The organism is bacterium (assembly GCA_030647005.1).
Lineage (GTDB): Bacteria > Patescibacteriota > Patescibacteriia > JACPHY01 > JACPHY01 > JAUSKG01.
On sequence record JAUSKG010000034.1, the window covers coordinates 16232 to 37058 of the forward strand.

The following is a 20827-nucleotide window of genomic DNA, read 5'->3' on the forward strand; positions in this document are numbered from 1 at the left end:
GGCTCGGGTTCTGCACTCGCCGCTTCGACCGCGCTCTTCGTCTTGAGCTTGAGTCGCTTCGCGAGCTCATCGTGCGCCTCGGGATTCTCACGACCGAGGTACTTGAGGAGCCGACGACGCTCCGAGACCTTCTTGAGGAGGCCGCGGCGGGACGAGAAGTCCTTCTTGTGGAGTTTGAGGTGATCCACGAGAAACCGAATCTCCTCCGTGAGGATCGCAATCTGTACCTGCGGGGAGCCGGTGTCACCCTCGTGCGTCTGGAACTTCTTGATGAGTCGCTCCTTGAACTTCTTGTCAACCATAAACCGTGTCGCGAGTTGCCAAGCACCCGCCAATGGAGCGCGGTGCCGAGCAATCGCCAATGATTATTACCTGCGGCTAGCGTAGCACAGTGTCAGGAAAGAGCAAGAACCGGTACGATTCGGTATAATTCCTCTACGACGCATCCTCGGAGCACCCTGCACACGGTGTATGACCATCAAGTCCTTCCCCCTCCAACACGCAGTCCGGCAGTTCCTTGAGTACTGCGAGGTGGAGCGCGGTCGTGCGCCAGCGACGCTCACGATGTACGGGTTCGTGCTCGATCGATTCCTCGCGTTTGCCGCGAAGCGTGGGGCAAAATCCACGGAGGACATCACGATGGAGCTCGTGCGGGCCTTCCGCATGTGGCTCCACCGTCGGCCGGGCCGCGCGGCGGAGACGCTCACCATTGGGACACAGAACCTCCACCTCGTCATCCTGCGCTCGTTCCTCAAGTTCTGCGTGAAGCGCGACATCGCATCGCTCGCGCCAGAGAAGATCGAGCTCCCCAAACAGAACGAGCGGGAAGTGGCGTTCCTGGAGCCCGAGGAAGTAGAACGACTCCTCGCCGCGCCGCTCGCGGACGTGACGGAAGGTACACGGGGCACGGGACGCATCCTCCGCCTCCGCGATGCTGCGATCCTCGAAGTACTCTTCTCCACCGGCATGCGCGTGGGCGAGCTCGTGCGGGTGGAACGCGATGCCATCAACCTCAAACGCGGCGAGTTCGCGGTGCACGGAAAGGGTGGGAAGGTACGCATCGTGTTCCTGTCGGACACCGCGACGGGCGCACTCAAACGCTACCTCGACGCGCGGCGCGATCCGTCGCCGTTCGTGTTCGTGCGGCACGATCGGGCAGTACGTCGCACGCCGGAGGAAGTGCGGTCACTCTCGGCGCGGAGCGTGGAGCGGCTCGTGGCGAAGTACGCGAGGGCAGCGGGAATCGTGAAGCACGTCCACCCACATACGCTGCGCCACAGTTTTGCGACGGACCTCCTCCGTGGCGGCGCGCAGCTCCGCGATGTCCAGGCCATGCTCGGCCACTCCTCCATCACGACGACCCAGATCTACACGCACGTCACCAACCGCCAGCTCCGCGCGGTGCACCAACGCCGCCACCGACGACGCGCGACGCCCCGTGATTGACAGGACGCACTGCACCTGCTACCATGGTGACAGCATCTTCCACGGAGGAACCATGCAACTGGAGAAGCAGCTACACATCGAGGGAGCCCACTACACCCTTGGGGGCAGAACCGAATATCTCACCATATCCGCCACGCAAAGCGATCACTGGGGGAGTCAGACCACCTCAACGCTCGTCCTAGACCTCACGACCTCCCTGCGATTTGGGATCCCTTGGAACGCCGGAGGCCTCCCGGACACCATCACGGTGCTGGTAGAACCCGTACCCTACGAGGGATTTCATGCCTTTCGTGACAGCGGCGGGCATACGAATGAGCTCCTCGCACTCGAACGACTCGTGTGGGAAGAGCTCGTGCAGGACCGCCCAACACTCCCGCCACACCGCGAGGTTCGTACCAACCGCGTTCTCCACATCGGCACATGGCATGCCAGCGGCGAGCCGCTCCGACTTCCGCGGTACACCCTCGCCCTGCTTCTCACCCCGAACGAATACCTCGCGTGCAAGAATCAAACACCCGGGACGCACTACCGCATCACGCTATCCCTCGTACACGCGTGAGCACCGCACCCGCAGACACCCGCTCCCCTCCGGAGCGGGTGTTTCCTTGAGGCAGTTGACAGGATACGGTGATCCAGCTACCATGCTCACGGAGTCCTTTCGAGGAGAAAACATGGAACTCGCAAAGTACATGACCGTACACTCGGTGGAGTTAGGACAGCACCGGCAAGTCGTTCGACTGGAGCACCCTGAGCTGCCCGATACGCACTCGATGCTCATCCACCACCCCGCGCACAGCCACTGCACGCTCCCGGATCACTTCTGGGTCCCGGACCGAAAAGCCCTGGTGACGCTCTCGACCTTCGTCGGCGAGGCCCCACACCAACGAGGTGCGGGTGGCCGGCACATCCTCGGGCTCAAGAGCATCACCTCTATCCATGCCGTCGAAGAACGCGCGGGTGAGCGCTGGACACACAAGCGCTGGACGATCCACGTCACGACGCTCGCGGGGCAAGAGTTTCCGAACTACACGTTCACGCTCCCGCTCACGGAGGCCGAGTGGTGCTCGTGTCTCGATCAACCACCGGGGACGTACTACTCTGTAACGATCACCGCGCCGCACCAGTAGCAGCTTTACACCGACACCCGCTCCCCTCCGGAGCGGGTGTTGCCATTGAACAGTATGTCGTGTATGCTACGGTGATGATGTGGTCCATGCCCGTTACCGGCGCATCGTCGCTCCCGCATCTGAACGCGAGCGAGCCGCAGGACGAGCGGGGGCAGAAGGGCTTTGCCCGACCCCCGCGAAGTCCGGAGACGAGCGACCTTGGCGTAGGGAAAAGAGGCCGAGAAAAACCGGGAGGTTTGTCTCGGAATGTTGCCCCCGTAGTTCAATGGATAGAACGCCGGACTTCTAAGCCGGCTATGGGAGTTCGATTCTCTCCGGGGGCATAGGTGACAAGAAACACCGTACGGCGGCCGTAGTTCAATGGTCAGAACACCGGGTTGTGGTCCCGGGGACGGGGGTTCAATTCCCCTCGGCCGCCCCAGCAAACACTCCGACGTAATGTCGGAGTGTTTGCTGTTGGGCGTATAGAATTTTTTTCCCGTCCGTCATTGCGAGTCCGCGAAGTGACGCTCCTGCGTCATCTCGAGTGAGGTTTGACGAGCGAGAGACCCCACACTATCCATGAACCGTGTGAGATCCTTCGGTCGCAGATGCCCTCAGGACGACATCGGAACGTCGTCTCACCAGCAACAATCCCTTGTATCGTGTGAGATTGCTTCGCGGACTCGCAATGACGACAGAGGAGGTGGGAAGGTATGAGGTGAGCTGGTACAGCGAGCCGAGAGCAATCGGAATAGTACTGTCGCAAGCACGTCATTCGTCGAGCGAGTGGTAGATGGAGGCCGCGATGACGGAGGAGACCGCTGTGACAAGATGCCACGCCGCAATTTCGATGAGCATAGGTGATGTCTCCATCGTAGTGCGGAGGCATGCAAGCGCACCAGTGGATAGCGGAGAAAAAAAGAGTGCACCCCCAACTTACGTTGGGGGTGCGTGGTACTCAGGGAGACGCAGCATCGCGTGGATGCTGGCGCGTGTGGTCTGCGAGGAACCGCTCGCGGTCGAAGGTCGCGCCGACCCACGTGCAGACCTGCGCGATGTCCTCGCACGCGATGCCGAGGCAGACGCTCGCGCCCGGGGAGGGGGTGATCTCGTAGATGTCACCGTTCCCGACAATGCGTCCCTCGGCGTTGCTGAGCGCCATGGCCCGCGTATCAACGAGCTGTGGCCGTATGCCGCCCGCGCCACGCGCCCAGGTGAGGTCGCGCGACCGAAGCGTGGGCACGATCTTCTGCGCGGCGCGAAGGAAGATGCGCCTACCGAGCACCGGAATGAGCTCGATGGCTGCCATCCGCACGATGAAGGCGATGAGGTCTGGCCGGCAGAGCACCGCGACGTAGGAGAGGAGACCACGAATACTCCACACGATCGTCCGGAGAAAATCCCACGCGGTCTTGAGGCGGAACCGCTCGAGCACGGGGACCGCGAGCGCCGTGGGACCAAAGCGCGTCACACGCAGGTCGTGTACTTCTGGATCGCCGTGGATCGCCGCGAACGGGCGGGTGGGGTGCTGCATCGTATACACCTTGCCACGGAGGAGATGCGGAATGCGCGTCTGGAGGAACCGCCCCCGAATGGGGAGGATCTCGAGGTGCGCCGCGAGGCCCATCTCCTTCGCAAACCGGAGTGCGTGCGCGCCTGCGGCCACGATGACCGTGCGCGCGTGGATCGTGGCACGGCGCGTCGTGATGCGGAATCCATCCTCCTCGCGCGCGAGCGCGGTCACTGGCGTTGCGCGGAACACGTCCACCGCCGTCGTACTGCTCTTCCGCGCGAGGCGGACGAACGCCCGCGCGATACTCGCGAAGTCCACGATGTACCCATCGGTGGAGATGATCGCACGGATGGCGCAGCGTGGAGAACGTCCCGCAATCACGCGTGGCTCAAACTGCGCGATCTCCTCGCGCCCGATGAGTCGGATGTCGGGGAAGAGATCATGGATGGCCTCATAGCGCGCGTTGAGCTGCGCGACTTCGTGCGCACCCACGGCGAGGAGCATCTTATGCCCCTTCCGGTACATCGCCGCATGCCCATACCGATCGAGAAACGCGGCGACGAGCTCTGCGGCATCCCGCACGCGCTCCGTCGTTGCCCGATCGAAGTTGGACTCGATGTCGCCGAAGTGCAGCGTCTGGGAGTTCGTTTGGGGGCTCGATGCGCCCGTGGCGATATCCTGTTCACGCTCGATGAGCGCGATGCGCTGCATGCTCGTGTAGCGGGATGCGACGTAGATGCTCGCAGTGCCGGTGTCACCAGCGCCGATGACTGCAAGATCGTACATGGCACACTCCTCCTCTGGAGGGACAATCGAAGGAACCATGAACAACGCGGCACCGAGGCCGCTCGTTCCGATGCTCGCACGGATGTGCGACGCGGTCAAGCGCGCGGAAGGTTCACGCGGAAGAGGAGGATCGCGTAGGGCACGAGGGTGACCGCGGCGTAGAAGACGAGCGACGTGACGGCGAGCACGCGGAGGTCCTGGAGGAACCGCGGGAATGTCCGCTGGTAGCGCATCGAAAAGATCGATACGAGGAGCACGAGCCCGATGAGCGCGTAGAGTATGATGAGGGGCGGCGACTCCACCGCCGTCCAGAGCGGACGCCCGTAGGCATGGAGGACGAGCATGAGCGGCGCAGCGATGAGCGCGGCGAGGTAGCCGCCCACCACCCAGCGCATGCGATCCAGGTGCATCGCGAACACTGCGAGGAGCACGAAGTTCACGAGCGTGTGGTAGAGCCACGAACCCTCAAACCCGACGAGTGTCGTGTCCACGATATCCAACCGATCGAACAGCCGCGCGGCGACGAGGAACGTCGTCGCGGTATGCACGGTGAAGAAGAGAACCCACCCGGTTCCGATGGACACGAGATACACAGCGGTCGCGTGCGGCATGACGAGCCCCACGGCGAGCACGAGTGCGCCGATCATGCACATGGTCACGTGTGCATCGCGCACGAACACGAGTCCAACAAATGCGATGACCGAAAGGAAGATGCCAATGAGGAGACGGACGAGGTGCATAGGCCCTCAGTATACCACCTCGACATGGAGCATGGGGTGGCCTATACTGGAGAAAGATGGTCGCTGTCGAAACACCAAGTGATTCGTGGAAACGCGCACTCGGGCACCCCGTTCTCCAGGGGTGCGTTCTCATGGTGCTCGCGGTGATCATTGCGATCATCGTGCAGGTGCCCGGCCACTTCCCGGACCCCGACTCCTACTACCACGCCGGCATGGCGGAGCTCGCGGCGGAGGGGGTGTTCGAGCAGACGTTCCCGTGGCTCACGCTCACAAACTTCCCCGAGACCTTCGCAGACCTCCACTTCGTCTACCACCTCGTCCTCGTTCCATTCGTGAACATCTTTGGTACCGCAACGGGCCTCCGCATCGCAACGATCGCCGCGGTCGGGCTCCTCGCGATCACGTTCTCCGCACTCCTCCGCACGCTCAACGTCCGCGGCGCGTTCTGGCTCACCGCGCTCCTCCTCGGGAGCTCGTCATTCATGCTCCGCGCGAACCTCGCAAAGTCCCAGGGGTTCGCGTTCACTATTCTCTTCCTCGGCATGACCGCGGCAGCGAAGCGGTCGCACATCGGCATCTTCCTCGCCACGCTGTTCGCGACGTGGACCTCAAGCCACTGGCCTGTGCTCACCGTTGCGGTGTGCGCTTTTGCGCTCGCGCAGTGCGTCGTGGAGATCGTTGACGGCACCGCGCCCACGCTACGCATCGGCAAGCCGTTCCTCCGCATGTGCGGAATGATCCTCACCGCGCTCTGCGGCAATGCGGTCGCACTCATCGTCAACCCGTACTTTCCTGCGAACCTCACGATGGCGCGCGAGCAAATCCTGAACATCGCAGTCATCGGCGGCATCCCCGAGGCCATTCCCGGTGGCGAATGGGTGCCACTCTCCGTGATGGAGCTCGCCTCCGCGATCGGATTCCTCATTCCGCTCCTCCTCATCGCCACGTACGGACTCATGGTGCTCATCATGCGGACGGTGCGTGGGACTGATGCGAACGGGCGACAGACGACCGCGTACGCGATCGCGACCGCACTCCTCGCCGCGACGTTCTTCGCACTGACGCTCGGCGCGCGCCGCCACATCGAGTTCCTCACACCGCTCCTCATCGCCTTCATCGCCGTGGGTATCCAGCCGGCGGTCCAGTGGGCGTGGCCGCCGCGTGTCGCGATTGCCTGGCGGAGGCCGGGTGAGCTCCGACGCCCGCTCGCGACGATCATGCTCCTCGTCGCCATTGCGGGATTCACCGTGGGCGCCATCCGTGGCATCCGCGCGCAGCGCGAGCGCTTTGCCACCGGATACTCCGTGGAAACGCTCGCGGGCGCGAGCGCGTGGATTGCGGAGCACGCACCGGAAAATGCCATCATCTTCCACGCGGACTGGGATGATTTTCCCCTCCTCTTCTTCCATGACCGACGCCACCGCTACCTCGTGGGGCTCGACCCACGCTTCGCGTACTACCACAACCGCGAACGCTACCGCGAGCTCCTCGCCATTCGTGCGGGTGATATCCCCGATGGCCGCATCGCGCAGCGCATCATCGCGGTGACGGATGCGTCCTACGCAATCGTCACCGCGGACCAACCCGAACTCACCGCGCTCCTCGATGCCGACCTCGACGCGACGCAGGTCTACGGCGACGACGAAGCGCGTGTGTACGCATTGTAATCACGCACGCTCGGATGCTCACCGTTATCCTCCCAGTACGGAACGAGGAGCCCATCATCGCGGCAACCATCGAGCGACTCCTCACGTTCCTCCACGCGACGCTCCACGAGCCGTGGCGCGTTATCGTTGCTGACAATGCCTCGACGGACCGCACGCGCGATGTCGTGCGGGATGCGATAGTACACGATGGCACGCACCTCGCACTCCTCGAGCTCGATCGCCCGGGCAAGGGCCACGCGGTAATGAGCGCGTGGCGAAAAGCTGCAAGCGAAACAACAACGGCATGTCATTGCGAGCCGAATCCGAGAGGCGTGGCAATCCCGGTCATATCGGTACAAGGTGAAAGCCGGGTGCACTGCATGGCCGGGATTGCCACGTCGCGGACTCCTCGCAATGACAAACAAGGGAGTTTTGCAGAGGTCCCTCAAAATATCTTCCTCTTCCTCGATGCCGATCTCGCCACTGATCTTCGACACATCCCGGAGCTCATCGCCGCGGTGCGCAGTGGCGCGGACATCGCGGCGGCGTCGCGGTACCTCCCGGGATCGCAGACGCACCGGAGCACCTTCCGCCACATCATCTCGCGTGCGAACGCGCTCCTCCTCCGGCTCCGGTTTGGACTCCGCATGACCGATGCGCCGTGCGGCGCGAAAGCGGTGAACGCTCGGGTGGTGCGCGACATCGTCCCGCTCATCCGGGACGACCAGTGGTTCTTTGATACGGAGCTCTGCATCCGTGCGCAGCGCGCCGGTTTCCGCATCGTTGAGATTCCGATCGCATGGCATGAACCGCGCGAGGGTGTTGCCATCGCGAAAGTCCTCAGGATCATTGTGCGCAACTGCCGGACGATCCTCCGCTCACCGCTATGACCGGCCGCACAATGCCGTTCCCCACCTGGAAAACGCTCGCACGCAGCGAGCGACGATTCGCGCTGCTCGTTGGACTCGCGCTCGTGGTCATCACCGGCCTGCCGCTCCTCTACGGCTGGAGCAACACGCCTCCGGATGCCACGTTCACCGGCCTCCAGTCCATCAACGTCGGGGACTTCTCGGTCTACGCCTCATACATCGAGCAGGTACGCGAGGGACGCCTCCTCTTCGTCAATCGCTTCACGTCAGACCTGCCGCCATTCCCGCGCCTCCACGCGTTCTGGCTGGGTATGGGACTCATCGCGACGGTGCTCCACCTCCCCGCGATCGTGGCGTTCCATGCGGTACGCCTCGTCCTCATCATCCCGTTCGTCGCATTCCTCGCGGTGTTCGTCACGACGTTCATCGAGCGCGGCGCTGGCACCTGGAGCGCGTCCACGCTCCGGCGTATCGCACTCCTCGGCATCGCGTTTGCTGCGGGGTTTGGTGGCATCGTGCACGGACTCACCTCATACGCGACGCATGCACCGCCAGAGGAAGCGGGAGTCCTCATGGACTTGCTCGTCGCGGAGGCATTCCCGTTCACCGCGATGTACACGTCGCCGCACTTCATCGCATCGCTCTGGCTCCTCCTTGGCATCATCCTTTTGGGGTACCGTTACGCGCTGTCCGGCCACATCCGCGATGCCGTGCTCGCCGGCATCGCGGCACTCGCGCTCTTTCACATGCAGCCGTACTACGTCGTGACGATCTTCGGTGTACTCGCCGCATGGATCACCATCGAAACAATCGTTGCGCGACGCATCCCGAAGCGCCTCGTGGCACTCACGGTGGTCGTACTCCTCATGGGTGCGCCAGCGATTGCGTACCAACTCTGGCTTATCCACGCAGACCCGATCACCGTGTGGCACCTTCGACAAAACATCCTCCCGATGCCGCGCTGGTGGGTCGTCCTCATCAGCTACGGCGCGCTCATTCCGCTCGCCACTGCGGGAATCGTTCTACGTCTGCGCACGATGACACGCACCGATCGGCTCCTCATCGCGTGGCTCGTGGCGAATGTGGTCCTCCTTGTCACGCCGTTCCCATGGCAGCGCAAGCTCAGCGAGGGATTTCAGGTTGCGCTCGTGCTCGCGGGTACGCCAGCGCTCGCGGCGATCCTCGCGACGCTGCGCGCGCACCTCCCGCAGCCCATCGCGCGGTACGGCTGGACGCGGCTCACGGGCGCGATCACCGCGATCGTCGTCTTCGCGCTGTCGCCAATCACCGTCGTTGGCGCGGACCTCCTCCGGTACGATCCGCGCAATGCACACACCCCCACATTCCTGTATTACTTCTTCTACCCGAATGCCACCATTGACGCAATGCACTGGATCCGCGCGCACGCGGACGAACGCGACGCGACCGTCGCGGCAAGTATTGATGGGTACTTTGTTCCGCGATACGCCGCGCGGCCCGTTGCGTACGGACACATGCACGAGACGACAAACGCCACGGTGAAACGCGCAGCACTTCTGGATATCCTCATGGCGCGGATGTCACCCGCTGATGCACTGCTGCTCCTGCGCAATCTCAACGTCCGCTATTTTCTCGTCACCGATACCCATCGCGATGTATGGGTGCTCCATCCCACAGATCTCCCGGGGGTGCACCTCGCATACGCGAACGACGGCGCCGAGGTCTACGAGCTCGCGCCACCATCCACCGAAGAAACACCCCGATAACGTATGCGCTTCCCATCTCCCATAAGAACAATAACCATCATCGTCCCGAGCTTCAATGAGATACGCACCATCGCACGCATCTACGATGCGCTCGTACGCTTGCGCCTCGCGGTGGATAACAACGAGATTGAAAAAAGTATCCTTTTTGTTGACGATGGATCAACTGACGGAACACGAGAGTGGATCACGCACACGCTTGCGGATGCCCGTTGTGACGGTTCGATTCGCCTCCTCACGCATCCGACAAACCGCGGCAAGGGTGCCGCCATCCGCACTGCGCTGGAACATGCACATGGGGACTACATCATCATCCAGGATGCCGATCTCGAATATGATCCGCAGGACATCCAGACACTCGTCACTGCAGCGCATCTGACTCATGCCCCCGCCATCTACGGGTCTCGCGACAAGGACATCGTGAATGCGTGCTCCAGTAAGACGTTCCTCTGGGGCAATCGCATACTCACCCTTCTGACAAACCTCCTGTTTCGACAACGTCTCACCGATGTTGAAACGTGCTATAAGCTCATCAATACGCAGCTCTATACATTCCTAGATCTCCGAGAGCACGGTTTTGGCACCGAAATCGAGGTGACGGCAAAAATCGCGACGCTCGGCATCACCATCCCGGAGGTTTCCATCACCTACACGCCGCGCTCGTACCATGAGGGAAAAAAGATTCGTGTGCGGGATGGCGTTCGAGCAGTGCTATTACTCGTGAAGTACAGAGTGTCCGATCTCCATTACGGTCCTTTAGATCTCTGCATCCGCGCATGGCGGGAACGAGCGCTCTGGCGCGTCTTCGCGCCGCACGCATCCGCAACCGTACTCGATGTCGGTTGCGGACGACAAGCATCGCTCGCATGGAAGTTGCGCACACGGGTTTCCACGTACACAGGCGTTGATCCTGATGTCCGTCCTGCACAGTACCGGAATGTCCGCATCCTCCGCACTCCAGCCGAGCAAATGGTGGCGCAATTGGACGGCGAGACATTTGACACCATCATTGCGCTTGCTGTCCTTGAGCATCTCGATGACCCGGATCATTTCCTACACGAATGCCGAACACTCCTCAAGAACAACGGATGCCTCATCCTCACCACTCCAACACCGCGAGCGCAACCCATACTCCACCTCCTTGCGTTCCTTCGCCTCATTGATGCCCATGAGATTGAGGAACATAAAACACTCTTCCATCCCCGCGAGCTCCACGAGATGCTCCGGCGAGCGGGATATTCCTCCGTCCGAGTACGGCCGTTCCTCTTTGGATACAACTGCTGCTATGTTGCAACGCGCTAAAGGATTCTTCGCACATCTCTCAACTCGCGCCGACCGGTACCTCCCCGGACTCTTCCGCAGGGGGACACCTCCACGCATGTTCGTCGAGATCATCGTGCTCGCGGTCAGCATCCTGTCACTCTTCTTTGTGACGCTCCATACAAACTTCTCCATCACTTCACAACAACAGTTCGCGCACCTCGCACAGTCGTTCCTCCAGGGTGTCGCCTATTTTCTCAATCCATTCTTTGACGCACCCGGAGAAACCCTCATTGATACGGTCTTCATCCACGGACGGTACTACTGGCCACTGAGCCCACTTCCAGCGATCCTGCTCATGCCGTTTGTCCACGTTGCGAGTGTGTTCCATGGATTCTTCCTCCAGGGATATCTCCAATTCTTCCTCACACTGGGGATTTTCATGCTCTGCGTTTCCATCGCACGGCACTGGTCATACTCGCATCGAGATGCGCTGTGGCTCGCATTCGCATTTGTCTTTGCCTCAACGTACCACCTCGTTGCGTTCGTATCACACAGCTGGTACTTCGTTCAGGCCATCGCGGTGTTCTTTACACTCTTCGCAATCCAGGAATGGCTTGGCAGGAGACGGTGGTGGATGATTGGCATCGCGTGCGCACTCGTTTTTGCAAGTAGAGTGACTGCGGGTGTGGGCGTGCTCTTCTTCGTGGGCGATATCCTGTTCCAAAGCAGTCGTCTCCCATCCCGAAAACAGTACGTCTCCCTCGCACAGCTTCTCGTACCCATCTTCCTCGCGGGCGTGCTGCTCCTCGGATACAATGCTGTCCGCTTTGGGACGATATTCGAAAACGGCTACCGCTTAGCCAATGCGAGCACCGCAACCGCCGAGGACCGCTACGAGTTGCTGCACTACGGCCTCTTCCGTATCGAGAATATTCCGACGAATCTCTACTACTACTTCGTCAGGTCATTGGATCCTGTCACGCTTCCCATTGCAACGAGCTCCAGAAGAACGTACCACCTCACCGCACCGTACGTCACCGTCGGAGACCCGGGCGTGAGCTTCTTTGTGACGGCACCCATCTTCCTCTACCTGTTCTCAAGGAAAACGAGACAATCACTTCGCGAGGAGCGCTCGGTGCGCCTGGCGGCGATGACCGTTGTTCCCATCCTCCTGTTACTCCTCCTGTACTACTGGCCGGGATGGACGCAGGTCGGACCGCGCTATATGCTTGACCTCCTTCCGTATCTCTTTCTCGTACTCCTTGCATCGTTCCACAACTACCGCCTCCCTGCTTTCGCAAGGATCCTCATCATCTGCAGTGCTGCGCTCAACCTCTTTCTCACGATACATTTCTGAAGGACATGACCGGCATCGTGCTCTAAGGTGCCGCCTCTACCTCGCGCAGCGGCCCGATGATGCGGTGCGTGATGCGCTCTGCGGGCGTGAAGAGTTCGAGCGGGGGTGCGGGGCCGTCCGCGCCGCGCGCGAGGAGGAACACGCCATCGCGCTCCGCAGCAACGCGGAACCCGCCATCCTCGAGAAGACGCGCCAACCGTGCTGGCGCGTCCGCGGCGTAGGGCTTGGTCCAGGAAACGTGGAGGAGCGCGGTGTACTCCTCCGCCATGTCCGCAATGACTGCGAGGACGTGCGTCGTTTGGGACGGAAGCACATACGGCGCGAACGCGTACTGCTGCTGGCCGAGTGCAGCGTTCGGGAGGTACGTCGTGCCGCGACGCGCGGCGACGCGCGTGATGACGGACGCGCTCGCGGAGATGACCGCGTTGTCGGGTACTGCGGCGAGGAGCACATCCGTGGCCTGCGCCTGCACGCGCTGCGTATCCGTTGCACCGAAGACCGCGGCGCGTGCGATGCCTGGGAATGGGCCGAGAAGAAACGCGACGGCGATATATGCGCTCACGCCAAGCATCATCGCAGCGCGGTGTGGGAGCGGGAACCAGTGTCCGAAGAATGTAGCGACGCGGCCTCCATACCACCCCCCTGTATCCCCCCTCTGGAAGAGGGGGGAGCGGAGTGTGGCGAGCACGAGCGCGGGGACAAAGAGGAGCCCGTAGTGCATCTGCACCATGAGGTTGGAGCCGCCGCTCGCCGTGAGGAGCACCTGGGCCGCCGGCGGCAACGCGAGGAGAAACCACGCGGGCGCGAGGAACGGAAGGAACAAAAACGGAAGAAGAAGCCCGAGTACGAAATCGAGATTCGAGAGACGCAGGAGGTGCTGCGCAACGAGCACGGGATGTCCAATGGTGTTCACGATCACCTCACCGAACGACTCGCCGAGCCATCCGTAGTACACGAGGAACGGGTACGCGCCCGCCGGACTATGTACTGCCGCGATGCGCGTTGCGATGGAGAACCACGCGATGCCCAGGAGGAGAGGTAAGAGCATCCAGTACCACTTCTTGCTGTCATTGCGAGGAGTCCGCGACGCGGCAATCCCGGTCATAGGGGTTACGCAACGGTCACGCGCATTGGCCGAGATTGCCACGCCTCGCGGACTTGGCTCGCAATGACAGAGGCGTGAGGAGAAGGAGGAAAATCGTAAAACAATCGCCACCACCCCAAACATCATCGCGATGAGCGCGATGTCCTCCCGTACGAACAGCGCGAGTATGAGAAACAGGATGAACGGCAAGAAGCGACGTTGCAGGAAAAAGTACCCCGCACTCAAAAGGAGAACGGGCGCGAACGCGAGCGCGTGGAACTCGAAGAGTGCGGCGTTCCAAAACAGCGGATTCCCGAGCCAGAGCGCGGTGAGGAGCAGTGACCATCGTGACCGACGGAGCAACGCGTACACTGGCACCGCAGTGAGTCCGAGCACGAGTGCCTGCACGATGACGAGGAGCCGCGCATCCGACCACACCCGGAAGATCGGTATGAGCAAGAGTAGCACGGGCTCCACGTGATCACCGAGGTAGCTGTGCTGCTGGATGTCCGACCACCACCCATTGCCGGCCGCGAGGTTCGCGAGCACGTTCGTGTAGATCGCGAGGTCGAGCCCGTTGTAGAGCAGGTACCGATACTTGAAGAAACCCACCGCGCTCACCGCGAGCGTGAAGAGCGCGATCATGCCCGCGAGCGCGAGGCGGCGCAACGTGATGGTCATCCATGGAGCATCTGCATCATGTTGATGAGGTTGTGTCATAGGTCGCGCTGACGATGGACGGGAGGGGGTAAACCCCTCCCCTACGGTGCTGTCATTGCGAGGAACGAGTCAGCGAGAGACGCGGCAATCCTGGTCGTGCAGGGTACCCGACTTTCACCTTGTACTGGTATAACCGGGATTGCCGCGTCGCCGACTCCTCGCAATGACAGAAGTGTGGTTGTGGTGCAGAGTCCATTTTACTGTTAACTGAGCATTAATCTTGATATTCTCCATCAAACTGTCAAACCCTATTGACAATGTAGCATATTTCTGCTACGGTGAGACATCCTGATGCGTCAGAATGGAGCATTGGGAATGGCACCTTTCCAAGTACCAACACCCATATTGTAGCGCGTGAGATACCTCGTCACGTCATCCCTCGGGATAACGGAGAAAGGAGCAACGGAGATGTTCACGATTCAACCACACACCATCGTGGTGACTTGCATCGCAGTGCTCATTGGGAGTGCGTGTGGCACCACGCGGATCGTCTCGCCGCAAGCGGCGAACGGGTACGCGGAGTTCCATTCGGACTCCGGGTACTTCCCCTCAACCGAAAACCCGGGTGCGCAATGGAAGCTGCTCGCGGCCGGTATCCGCGACATCGAGTGGGCGCGCGCGGATGCCGCATACGTGCAGTCCCTGCGACTCGTCGGCGCGGAGATGGCATCCAGCCAGCACCAATTCGCGGATGTCTACGCGTCCATCGGCATCCTCGCCGACCACATCCGTGGACTCCAGGCGAACGGACAGGCGATGGGCCTCCCCACGCAGGACGCGCAGCTCGTCCAAACGCTCACGGAGTGCGCGACGGGAACATGGTCTGACGTCTGCGCGCAACTCGCGCAGGAGTTCGAGCGAAGCGAGGCGGCGCGATGATGCGATTCATGGTCATTGTCGTCTTCCTCCTCACGGCGTGCGGGACCGCAAACCAGCAGGAACTCACGAAGCTCCGCCTGCAGCTCGCTGGCATCCAAGCCCGGAACGCCACGCTCACGGCGCAGCTCGCACAGCGGCCGGCTCCTGCGCAGACCGCGACCGAGCTCCACACACGTCCGCCGCTCCGCGGGGACATTGACTCGCGCGAGGAGTTTTGTACGGGGGCGATGTGCCTGGAGGTGTGGAACGGCTCAACGTTCCCCATCACCGAGCTGTTCGTGGACAATCGGCCGGTCGAGCTCCACTCACACCGCGGACCCATCCTCTGGCCCAAGAGCAGAGTATACATCTTGCTCCACCGCCCGGGGTTGCACACCATCCAGGCAACACTCACGAACGCCGTGCACGTTCCGGGCGGTGCAATTCCAACCGGCGTGAAGGTTGGCGAGTGCCACGGACGTCGCCAGGTTCCGCTCACCATGGATGAAAATCTTGGCGTTGCGCGTGTACGACTTGGCCAAGGCACCTGCAATTTCGTCCAGTAAATTATACCGTAGGATAGAAGACACCCCCCAATCTCGGGGGGTGTCTCTTCATGCATAACCGTAGCTATCCACTCGTTGCTGTTCTCACGCGACTCAAAACGAACGCTGAGATTGCAAAAGCGGCGAGCGTGACTACCAACCCAATGAGTGCGCGACTGAAGGTCTCCTTCGCCTTGGTCACTTTGGTCTCTTCGCTCCCTGCGGTCATCCAGAGGAATCCGCCATACACCACGAGTCCAAAGAAGATAATACTAACGAGCTGGAGCAACCCGTTGACGATCCGTGTGACAAGGATGATAGGCGAGGAGGGATCGGTAATGTATCCGGCACCAAGACCGATCTGCTGACGCTGTTCCTTGATATCGTCTTTAAGGGATGCCACCGCGATAGAGGGAAGAACCGCAAACACCGCGCACCACACGAAGATGTTCGCGCAGACCGTCCGTATCATCCGCATTCCCAGATGTGTGTGCTGTGGTGCGTGCATACGTCAGGAGGTTGCTGCAGCACTACACCACGCCAGACGCAGCGACAAGACGGTCAATGATGAAGAAGGAGAGCGACCATGCGGCGAGTACGATTGCCAAACCAATAATGGAGCGGCGAATCGTCTCCTTTGCCTTCTCAACCTGCGGTGCCTCTCCGCGCGCGGTCATCCAGAGGAAACCCGCGTAGACCATTTGCACGAAAAAAATGACACCAAGCAATGAGATGGCGGCCATGACGATCTGGCCAATGAATACCGCCAGGGAAAACTTGTCCGTGATCACGCCTCCCCACCCAGCTTCCGCTCCTACGTCTTGCAGGCGTTCCAGTATCGAACCAGCATACACACGCACGGGCACCATACCGAACATCACCAGTGCAAGCAGAAAGTGCCGTAGGTGTTTCCGCATACTACGAGATCCCCGAAGCGGCCTCAATGGCCTGCACGACAAAGTACGCAATCGCATACGCGCCGAGTGTGATTGCAAGTCCGATAATGGCGCTGGTGATGGTCTGCTTCGCCTTCTCGATCTGCGGGGAATCCCCGCGTGCGGTCATCCAGAGAAATCCGCCGTAGATCATGAGCACAAAGAATATCACGCCTACGAGCGAAAGGCCGGTGAGGATGATATCCGCGATAACAAAATCAATGTCTGTCTGAGCTCTCCGTGTAACATCGAGTTCTAAAAACTTCTTGAGTGCCTCATCAAACACACCCGCCGCTCGCGCGACGACTGGCTGCACGATGAGTACCGCCCCCGTGACGATCCCGATGCCGTAGCGCGTTATGGTGCGCATACGCTCACGCAAAAATGCTCAGTACGAACGCCGTTGCGGCGAAGGCGAGGCCGATGATGATGATGCCGATGATGGCGGCCTTAATGATGTCCTGGGCCTTCTTCACCTGGTCGGGCGCGCCCTGGGCGGTCATCCAGCGGATACCGGCGTAGATCATGAGGATGAGGAACGCGACGCCGACGAGCGAGAGTACGTTGTAGATGACAGCACCAACGATGACCTCGAGCGGACGCGCTTCACCGAGCACCGCCTTTGCTGCGCTATCCTTAAGCCCACACTCCGCGAGACAACGCGCGGAAAGCGTTGCGCGAGCTGCTTCTCCCGCTGCGCCTAGCTCCGGACAGGTGCACGGTGCTACAGATACAGAAGCTTGAGCGGAGACAGCAGGCGGCAAGAACACCGTCGCGCCAAGCGTGGCGAGGAGTACTGCGGTGGCGATGGCGGTTGCGCGAACACGCATAGCGGGAACGTTTTTGGAGAGCGAGGAACGCGCCCCGATCTTGATCGGGGCGCGTTCCGATCGCGCGATACGAAACGGTGATCTTAGGTCGTCGCAGTGACGAGGGAGTTGATGACGAACTTGGCGATGGCGAATGCGGAGAGGATGATCGCAAGGCCGATGATGCCGGAGAAGATGAGCTGCTTCGCCTTGGTCACCTTGGTCTCTTCACCGCCTGCGGTCATCCAGAGGAATCCGCCCGCGAGGATGATGACAACTGCAACGATGCCCAGGAGTCCCATGGCGACGTTGATGATCGAGGCAACCGTCGAACGGACATCGCGCGTGCCGAGCTGGATCGTGTTCCCGACCTCATTGATGCCAATGTCAAGTGTGCCGACGGCACCGACTGCATGCGGCAACATGAGTGCCGTTGCAGCTCCGGCGGCGACCGCAGTGGCGGCAACCTTCCGGAGAGTACTCCGATTGCGCAGTGATGCGATGTGCATAGAAGCGATACGTGGCACTGAGCCGATTCGGGCGAGCTCCTGGAGATCGCGGGACGACGACGCGTGCCTGTTAACAATGCGTGGTTATGATGGAACCAATACTCACGAAGCAGACCCCAGTCGCGAGATGATGAAGGTGGTGACGGCGTATGCGGTGAACATGACCGCAATCCCGAGCACCGCCCACACCATGACATCCCTCCCTTTCTTCACTCTTTCAGGACTCCCGGCAGAGGTCAACCACAGGAACCCGCCGTAGATGAACATGAGGAGCGCGATGGAGCCCACGAGCCCAAATCCCGCACGAATGACGTTCCCGATGAGCACCGCGATGGACGACGTACCGATCGGGTTCTCGAGGGACGTTGTACTCGCGGTTGTGCCCGCTGCATGAGCCGCAACAGGAACGAGTGCCGCCACCGCCATCATCCACAGCACTTTCGCACGCATCCACAGAATCATATGCAGCACATTCTTAGTATACCATGAACTCTACGTGGCTGTGTACAAGTGTCACAATGGGGGCGTAGCGGAAACCTTTAGGTTTCCATCCGCCTACCCGCGACCAATCCGCCTACAACGAACGGCCGGATGGAGGCCTGAAGGCCTCCGCTACACCATACAGCTCGCACCTGGTATCGGTATGACCGGGATTGCCGCGTCGCTCGCGGACTCGCTCCTCGCAATGACAGGGGGGGGGTGATCAACTCACTCCGTCTTTGGCAGCGTGGACCACTCTACTGCCCAGTCACCAGTGAAGAGCTTCGCGGGCGTGGTTGCTCCAAGCTGGCCGGTGAGCGCGCCGAGGATGGTGTTCACGAGGAGCCACGCGCCAAAGATGATGACGATGCCGATCGTCGCGTGGACGAGCGTCTCGCGCCCCTTCTTTACCTGCTCCGCGCTGCCGGCTGAGGTCACCCAGAGAAACCCGCCGATCGTGAACATGAGGAGCGCGAGCGATCCGGAGATGCCGAAGATAAACTTGGAAACCTGCACGACGATGACCACGAAGTCCGCGAGCACGCAGTTCCCGTAGCAGAAGCAGTTCGCGCTCGTGAAGAGTATCGGTCGCGGATTCTCCTCGGTGGGCGCATCGAACCGCGCGCGGCACTGCCCCGTCGGCTCGCTCGCGTTCACCCACTCGCCCTCCGTATTCTGCACCGCGACGGTCGCGCGCTTCCGATCCGTATCCACGCCCTGCGCCCACACCGCGAGCGGCGCGACGACGAGCGTCGCGAGCGAAGCAATCACCGCAAGCGTCAGCAGGCGTCGCAGCATATGAGATTTCTCCACTCGCGGACTCGGTCGAAATGACGTTCTAGGCATCATCACAGCGTCTGCTGAATCTTCTGCGCGGCGAGCTGGAGCGCGCGGTTGATTTCAATGGTATCCGAATACGCATCGCGGACGAGCTGCACGAACGCCTGCTCCGCACCCTCCGCGTTCTTTCCATGGTACCACGTCCGCGCGGTGAGGAGCTGGTTTGCGAACACCTTGAGGTCAACGTCCTGCTGCTGCTCGCCCACGAGCGATCGCAGTGCGGTGGGACGCTTGGCCTGCTCGAGGAACCGACGCGTCACCTGCGGCTGCGTCGTGATGTAGGTGAGGAAGTCCCACGTCTCGTTCGGGGCACTCGTGCGCTCGGAGACCGCCTGGAGCCAGAAATCCGCGTAGGTAATTGCCGCACCCTGTCCACCCGGCACGACATCACTCCCGATAACGCTCCCGGTCTGCGGGTCTACGGCGGCGGCAATGTGTGGCACCGCACTCACCGAGAGATTCAACTGCGGTGCGCGGCTGCGGATGATCGGACGGTGGTAGCTGTAGCCAAAGAAGTACGCCACCTTCCCCTGGAGGAACGCCTCAAGCGCGTCGGGCTGGTCATCGTTCCACGAGTAGACGAGCTTGTTCGGGTTGGCGAAATCCGCGTAGTACGCGAGCGCGTCTGCCGCCGGCAGCGACGTGCGTCCCGTGATGCCCGCCGGTAGGAGGTGGAACGACGGCACGCCGCGCGCGATCATCTGCGTCCCGTTCTGCATCATGAGGAGCGAGAGGATATCGAACGACCGCGGGACGTTCCCCATCGTCCCGAGCGCGACGCCGGACTGGAGGATCGCGCCATCCGCAGCGACGCGCGTGAGACGCGGCACCTGCTGCTGGAGTTCTGCCCAGGTCTTTGCAGGCACCGGAATACCCCCCGCGTTCAAGAGGTCACGGTTCGCGTAGAGCACGAGCGTATCCACGTAGAGTGGCAGACCGTAGACGGCATCTCCCCCCTCGCGCGGGAGCACGACATCCGACACGACGACGTCCAGGAAGAGGTCGCGGAGCGTCTGCGGGTTGGGCGTGGTTGTCGCGCGGAGCTCGCCCACCTGCTCCTTGCGCACTGTACCCGTGAGCGTGACAAACGGCATGGTGACGACGGACGGCGCGGGGAGGAGCTTCGACTGGTACCGCCGCGTCCACGTCGCGGGAATCGAGATGATGTCCGGTCCGGCGAAGTCGCCCTCGGAAAGCGCGTCGAGGAGTGCGGTCTCATACTCATCGAGCCGGAGCTTCCGGTAGGTGATCTGCACATGCGGGTGAATCTGCCGGTACGCGTCAATGAGCGGGCGCACGTCATCGCTCGTCTCATTGACCCCCCACCAGACAAGATTGACCGGCCGAAGCCGCGCTGCGACCTCCTGCGGAATCGCGTCCCGCACGCACCCGGCGCCAAGGAACACTACGGACACGGCGATGAGCGCAATCGCACGGAGCCGTGACCAGCTGCCTCTTTGTTCTTGTCTGTGTTGCATACTAAGTGTGTCATTGCGAGGAGTCCGCGACGTGGCAATCCCGGTCATCGGCGCACCAATCCGACAACAACAGTATACGCATCCTTCCGGTGATGACC

The 20827-nt window shown here is 61.4% G+C and carries 21 protein-coding genes, 2 tRNA genes and 1 pseudogene; 12 read left to right on the forward strand and 12 right to left on the reverse strand.

Translation table 11 applies throughout. The features are described 5' to 3' along the window. Positions 1-41 precede the first annotated feature (41 nt). A pseudogene (gene rpsO / locus Q7S96_04835) lies at positions 42-302 on the reverse strand (30S ribosomal protein S15). A gap of 169 nt (positions 303-471) precedes the next feature. Between rpsO and Q7S96_04840 the strand changes: the two are divergent. The 5 genes from Q7S96_04840 (at position 472) to Q7S96_04860 (ending at position 2994) form a co-directional block, all read left to right on the forward strand. Continuing rightward, positions 472-1446, forward strand: a complete 975-nt coding sequence (locus tag Q7S96_04840) for a tyrosine-type recombinase/integrase (GenBank protein ID MDO8463561.1) — start codon at positions 472-474, stop codon at positions 1444-1446. Positions 1447-1498: 52 nt separating this feature from the next. Next, positions 1499-2005, forward strand: coding sequence for a hypothetical protein (locus Q7S96_04845; protein ID MDO8463562.1), 507 nt, complete (start codon positions 1499-1501; stop codon positions 2003-2005). A 112-nt stretch (positions 2006-2117) separates the two neighbouring features. Further along, entirely contained in the window at positions 2118-2573 is a 456-nt protein-coding gene (locus Q7S96_04850; protein ID MDO8463563.1) for a hypothetical protein, read from the forward strand. Between the two features lie 251 nt (positions 2574-2824). After that, positions 2825-2896 (forward strand) — tRNA-Arg (locus Q7S96_04855). A 23-nt stretch (positions 2897-2919) separates the two neighbouring features. Next, positions 2920-2994, forward strand: a tRNA-His gene (locus Q7S96_04860). 519 nt (positions 2995-3513) lie between these two features. Here Q7S96_04860 and Q7S96_04865 read toward each other — a convergent pair. Both Q7S96_04865 and Q7S96_04870 read right to left on the reverse strand, forming a co-directional pair. Continuing rightward, positions 3514-4854 (reverse strand): FAD-dependent oxidoreductase, encoded by a 1341-nt coding sequence (locus Q7S96_04865; protein MDO8463564.1) that lies wholly within the window; start codon positions 4852-4854, stop codon positions 3514-3516. Positions 4855-4949: 95 nt separating this feature from the next. Then, positions 4950-5594 carry a hypothetical protein gene (locus tag Q7S96_04870; protein ID MDO8463565.1) on the reverse strand — a complete coding sequence of 215 codons (645 nt, stop codon included), beginning with the start codon at positions 5592-5594 and terminating at the stop codon, positions 4950-4952. Positions 5595-5650: 56 nt separating this feature from the next. Here Q7S96_04870 and Q7S96_04875 point away from each other — a divergent pair, with 56 nt between their 5' ends. Genes Q7S96_04875 through Q7S96_04895 form a run of 5 tightly spaced genes read left to right on the forward strand, consistent with a single transcriptional unit; the run spans position 5651 to position 12471 of the window. Beyond that, complete coding sequence (locus Q7S96_04875; protein MDO8463566.1) at positions 5651-7261, forward strand: hypothetical protein; 1611 nt, start codon at positions 5651-5653, stop codon at positions 7259-7261. A 14-nt stretch (positions 7262-7275) separates the two neighbouring features. Then, positions 7276-8130 carry a glycosyltransferase gene (locus Q7S96_04880; GenBank protein MDO8463567.1) on the forward strand — a complete coding sequence of 285 codons (855 nt, stop codon included), beginning with the start codon at positions 7276-7278 and terminating at the stop codon, positions 8128-8130. Then, entirely contained in the window at positions 8127-9854 is a 1728-nt protein-coding gene (locus Q7S96_04885; protein ID MDO8463568.1) for a hypothetical protein, read from the forward strand. Before Q7S96_04880 ends, Q7S96_04885 begins: the two co-directional genes overlap by 4 nt. Positions 9855-9857: 3 nt before the next feature. Further along, entirely contained in the window at positions 9858-11153 is a 1296-nt protein-coding gene (locus Q7S96_04890; GenBank protein ID MDO8463569.1) for a bifunctional glycosyltransferase/class I SAM-dependent methyltransferase, read from the forward strand. Further along, positions 11137-12471, forward strand: coding sequence for a hypothetical protein (locus Q7S96_04895; protein MDO8463570.1), 1335 nt, complete (start codon positions 11137-11139; stop codon positions 12469-12471). Before Q7S96_04890 ends, Q7S96_04895 begins: the two co-directional genes overlap by 17 nt. 22 nt (positions 12472-12493) lie before the next feature. On the opposite strand, the gene Q7S96_04900 is transcribed toward Q7S96_04895, so the two are convergent. Then, the gene (locus tag Q7S96_04900) at positions 12494-14275 is read right to left on the reverse strand and encodes a DUF2079 domain-containing protein (GenBank protein MDO8463571.1); all 1782 of its coding nucleotides are present in this window, start codon (positions 14273-14275) and stop codon (positions 12494-12496) included. A 408-nt stretch (positions 14276-14683) separates the two neighbouring features. Between Q7S96_04900 and Q7S96_04905 the strand changes: the two genes are divergently transcribed. Together Q7S96_04905 and Q7S96_04910 are read left to right on the forward strand one after the other, a co-directional pair. Further along, positions 14684-15154, forward strand: a complete 471-nt coding sequence (locus Q7S96_04905) for a hypothetical protein (protein ID MDO8463572.1) — start codon at positions 14684-14686, stop codon at positions 15152-15154. Then, on the forward strand, positions 15151-15699 hold the full coding sequence (locus Q7S96_04910) for a hypothetical protein (GenBank protein MDO8463573.1): 549 nt from the start codon (positions 15151-15153) through the stop codon (positions 15697-15699). Before Q7S96_04905 ends, Q7S96_04910 begins: the two co-directional genes overlap by 4 nt. A gap of 64 nt (positions 15700-15763) precedes the next feature. On the opposite strand, the gene Q7S96_04915 is transcribed toward Q7S96_04910, so the two are convergent. The 8 genes from Q7S96_04915 to Q7S96_04950 form a co-directional block, all read right to left on the reverse strand. Beyond that, entirely contained in the window at positions 15764-16186 is a 423-nt protein-coding gene (locus Q7S96_04915; protein MDO8463574.1) for a hypothetical protein, read from the reverse strand. Between the two features lie 22 nt (positions 16187-16208). Next, a complete protein-coding gene (locus Q7S96_04920) occupies positions 16209-16595 on the reverse strand; it encodes a hypothetical protein (protein MDO8463575.1) in 387 nt (128 codons plus the stop codon). Between the two features lies 1 nt (position 16596). Beyond that, complete coding sequence (locus tag Q7S96_04925; GenBank protein MDO8463576.1) at positions 16597-16983, reverse strand: hypothetical protein; 387 nt, start codon at positions 16981-16983, stop codon at positions 16597-16599. Positions 16984-16987: 4 nt separating this feature from the next. After that, on the reverse strand, positions 16988-17443 hold the full coding sequence (locus Q7S96_04930) for a hypothetical protein (protein ID MDO8463577.1): 456 nt from the start codon (positions 17441-17443) through the stop codon (positions 16988-16990). An 83-nt stretch (positions 17444-17526) separates the two neighbouring features. Next, positions 17527-17931: a pilin gene (locus tag Q7S96_04935; GenBank protein ID MDO8463578.1), complete on the reverse strand. Its 405-nt coding sequence runs from the start codon at positions 17929-17931 to the stop codon at positions 17527-17529. A gap of 102 nt (positions 17932-18033) precedes the next feature. After that, a complete protein-coding gene (locus Q7S96_04940) occupies positions 18034-18393 on the reverse strand; it encodes a hypothetical protein (protein MDO8463579.1) in 360 nt (119 codons plus the stop codon). Between the two features lie 246 nt (positions 18394-18639). Then, the gene (locus Q7S96_04945; GenBank protein ID MDO8463580.1) at positions 18640-19209 is read right to left on the reverse strand and encodes a pilin; all 570 of its coding nucleotides are present in this window, start codon (positions 19207-19209) and stop codon (positions 18640-18642) included. A 50-nt stretch (positions 19210-19259) separates the two neighbouring features. Continuing rightward, a complete protein-coding gene (locus Q7S96_04950; GenBank protein MDO8463581.1) occupies positions 19260-20729 on the reverse strand; it encodes an extracellular solute-binding protein in 1470 nt (489 codons plus the stop codon). Positions 20730-20827: the final 98 nt, after the last annotated feature.

What these genes read in the sequence shown, in the direction of transcription:
- Q7S96_04870 (MDO8463565.1), bottom strand. Translation starts at nt 5,594, where the DNA reads ATGCACCTCGTCCGTCTCCTCATTGGCATCTTCCTTTCGGTCATCGCA.
- Q7S96_04925 (MDO8463576.1), bottom strand. Translation starts at nt 16,983, where the DNA reads ATGCGCACCATAACGCGCTACGGCATCGGGATCGTCACGGGGGCGGTA.
- Q7S96_04875 (MDO8463566.1), top strand. Translation starts at nt 5,651, where the DNA reads ATGGTCGCTGTCGAAACACCAAGTGATTCGTGGAAACGCGCACTCGGG.
- Q7S96_04950 (MDO8463581.1), bottom strand. Translation starts at nt 20,729, where the DNA reads ATGCAACACAGACAAGAACAAAGAGGCAGCTGGTCACGGCTCCGTGCG.
- Q7S96_04930 (MDO8463577.1), bottom strand. Translation starts at nt 17,443, where the DNA reads ATGCGTGTTCGCGCAACCGCCATCGCCACCGCAGTACTCCTCGCCACG.
- Q7S96_04900 (MDO8463571.1), bottom strand. Translation starts at nt 14,275, where the DNA reads ATGACACAACCTCATCAACATGATGCAGATGCTCCATGGATGACCATC.
- Q7S96_04945 (MDO8463580.1), bottom strand. Translation starts at nt 19,209, where the DNA reads ATGCTGCGACGCCTGCTGACGCTTGCGGTGATTGCTTCGCTCGCGACG.
- Q7S96_04935 (MDO8463578.1), bottom strand. Translation starts at nt 17,931, where the DNA reads ATGCACATCGCATCACTGCGCAATCGGAGTACTCTCCGGAAGGTTGCC.
- Q7S96_04905 (MDO8463572.1), top strand. Translation starts at nt 14,684, where the DNA reads ATGTTCACGATTCAACCACACACCATCGTGGTGACTTGCATCGCAGTG.
- Q7S96_04920 (MDO8463575.1), bottom strand. Translation starts at nt 16,595, where the DNA reads ATGCGGAAACACCTACGGCACTTTCTGCTTGCACTGGTGATGTTCGGT.
- Q7S96_04865 (MDO8463564.1), bottom strand. Translation starts at nt 4,854, where the DNA reads ATGTACGATCTTGCAGTCATCGGCGCTGGTGACACCGGCACTGCGAGC.
- Q7S96_04915 (MDO8463574.1), bottom strand. Translation starts at nt 16,186, where the DNA reads ATGCACGCACCACAGCACACACATCTGGGAATGCGGATGATACGGACG.
- Q7S96_04940 (MDO8463579.1), bottom strand. Translation starts at nt 18,393, where the DNA reads ATGATTCTGTGGATGCGTGCGAAAGTGCTGTGGATGATGGCGGTGGCG.
- Q7S96_04880 (MDO8463567.1), top strand. Translation starts at nt 7,276, where the DNA reads ATGCTCACCGTTATCCTCCCAGTACGGAACGAGGAGCCCATCATCGCG.
- Q7S96_04885 (MDO8463568.1), top strand. Translation starts at nt 8,127, where the DNA reads ATGACCGGCCGCACAATGCCGTTCCCCACCTGGAAAACGCTCGCACGC.
- Q7S96_04845 (MDO8463562.1), top strand. Translation starts at nt 1,499, where the DNA reads ATGCAACTGGAGAAGCAGCTACACATCGAGGGAGCCCACTACACCCTT.
- Q7S96_04895 (MDO8463570.1), top strand. Translation starts at nt 11,137, where the DNA reads ATGTTGCAACGCGCTAAAGGATTCTTCGCACATCTCTCAACTCGCGCC.
- Q7S96_04910 (MDO8463573.1), top strand. Translation starts at nt 15,151, where the DNA reads ATGATGCGATTCATGGTCATTGTCGTCTTCCTCCTCACGGCGTGCGGG.
- Q7S96_04840 (MDO8463561.1), top strand. Translation starts at nt 472, where the DNA reads ATGACCATCAAGTCCTTCCCCCTCCAACACGCAGTCCGGCAGTTCCTT.
- Q7S96_04850 (MDO8463563.1), top strand. Translation starts at nt 2,118, where the DNA reads ATGGAACTCGCAAAGTACATGACCGTACACTCGGTGGAGTTAGGACAG.
- Q7S96_04890 (MDO8463569.1), top strand. Translation starts at nt 9,858, where the DNA reads ATGCGCTTCCCATCTCCCATAAGAACAATAACCATCATCGTCCCGAGC.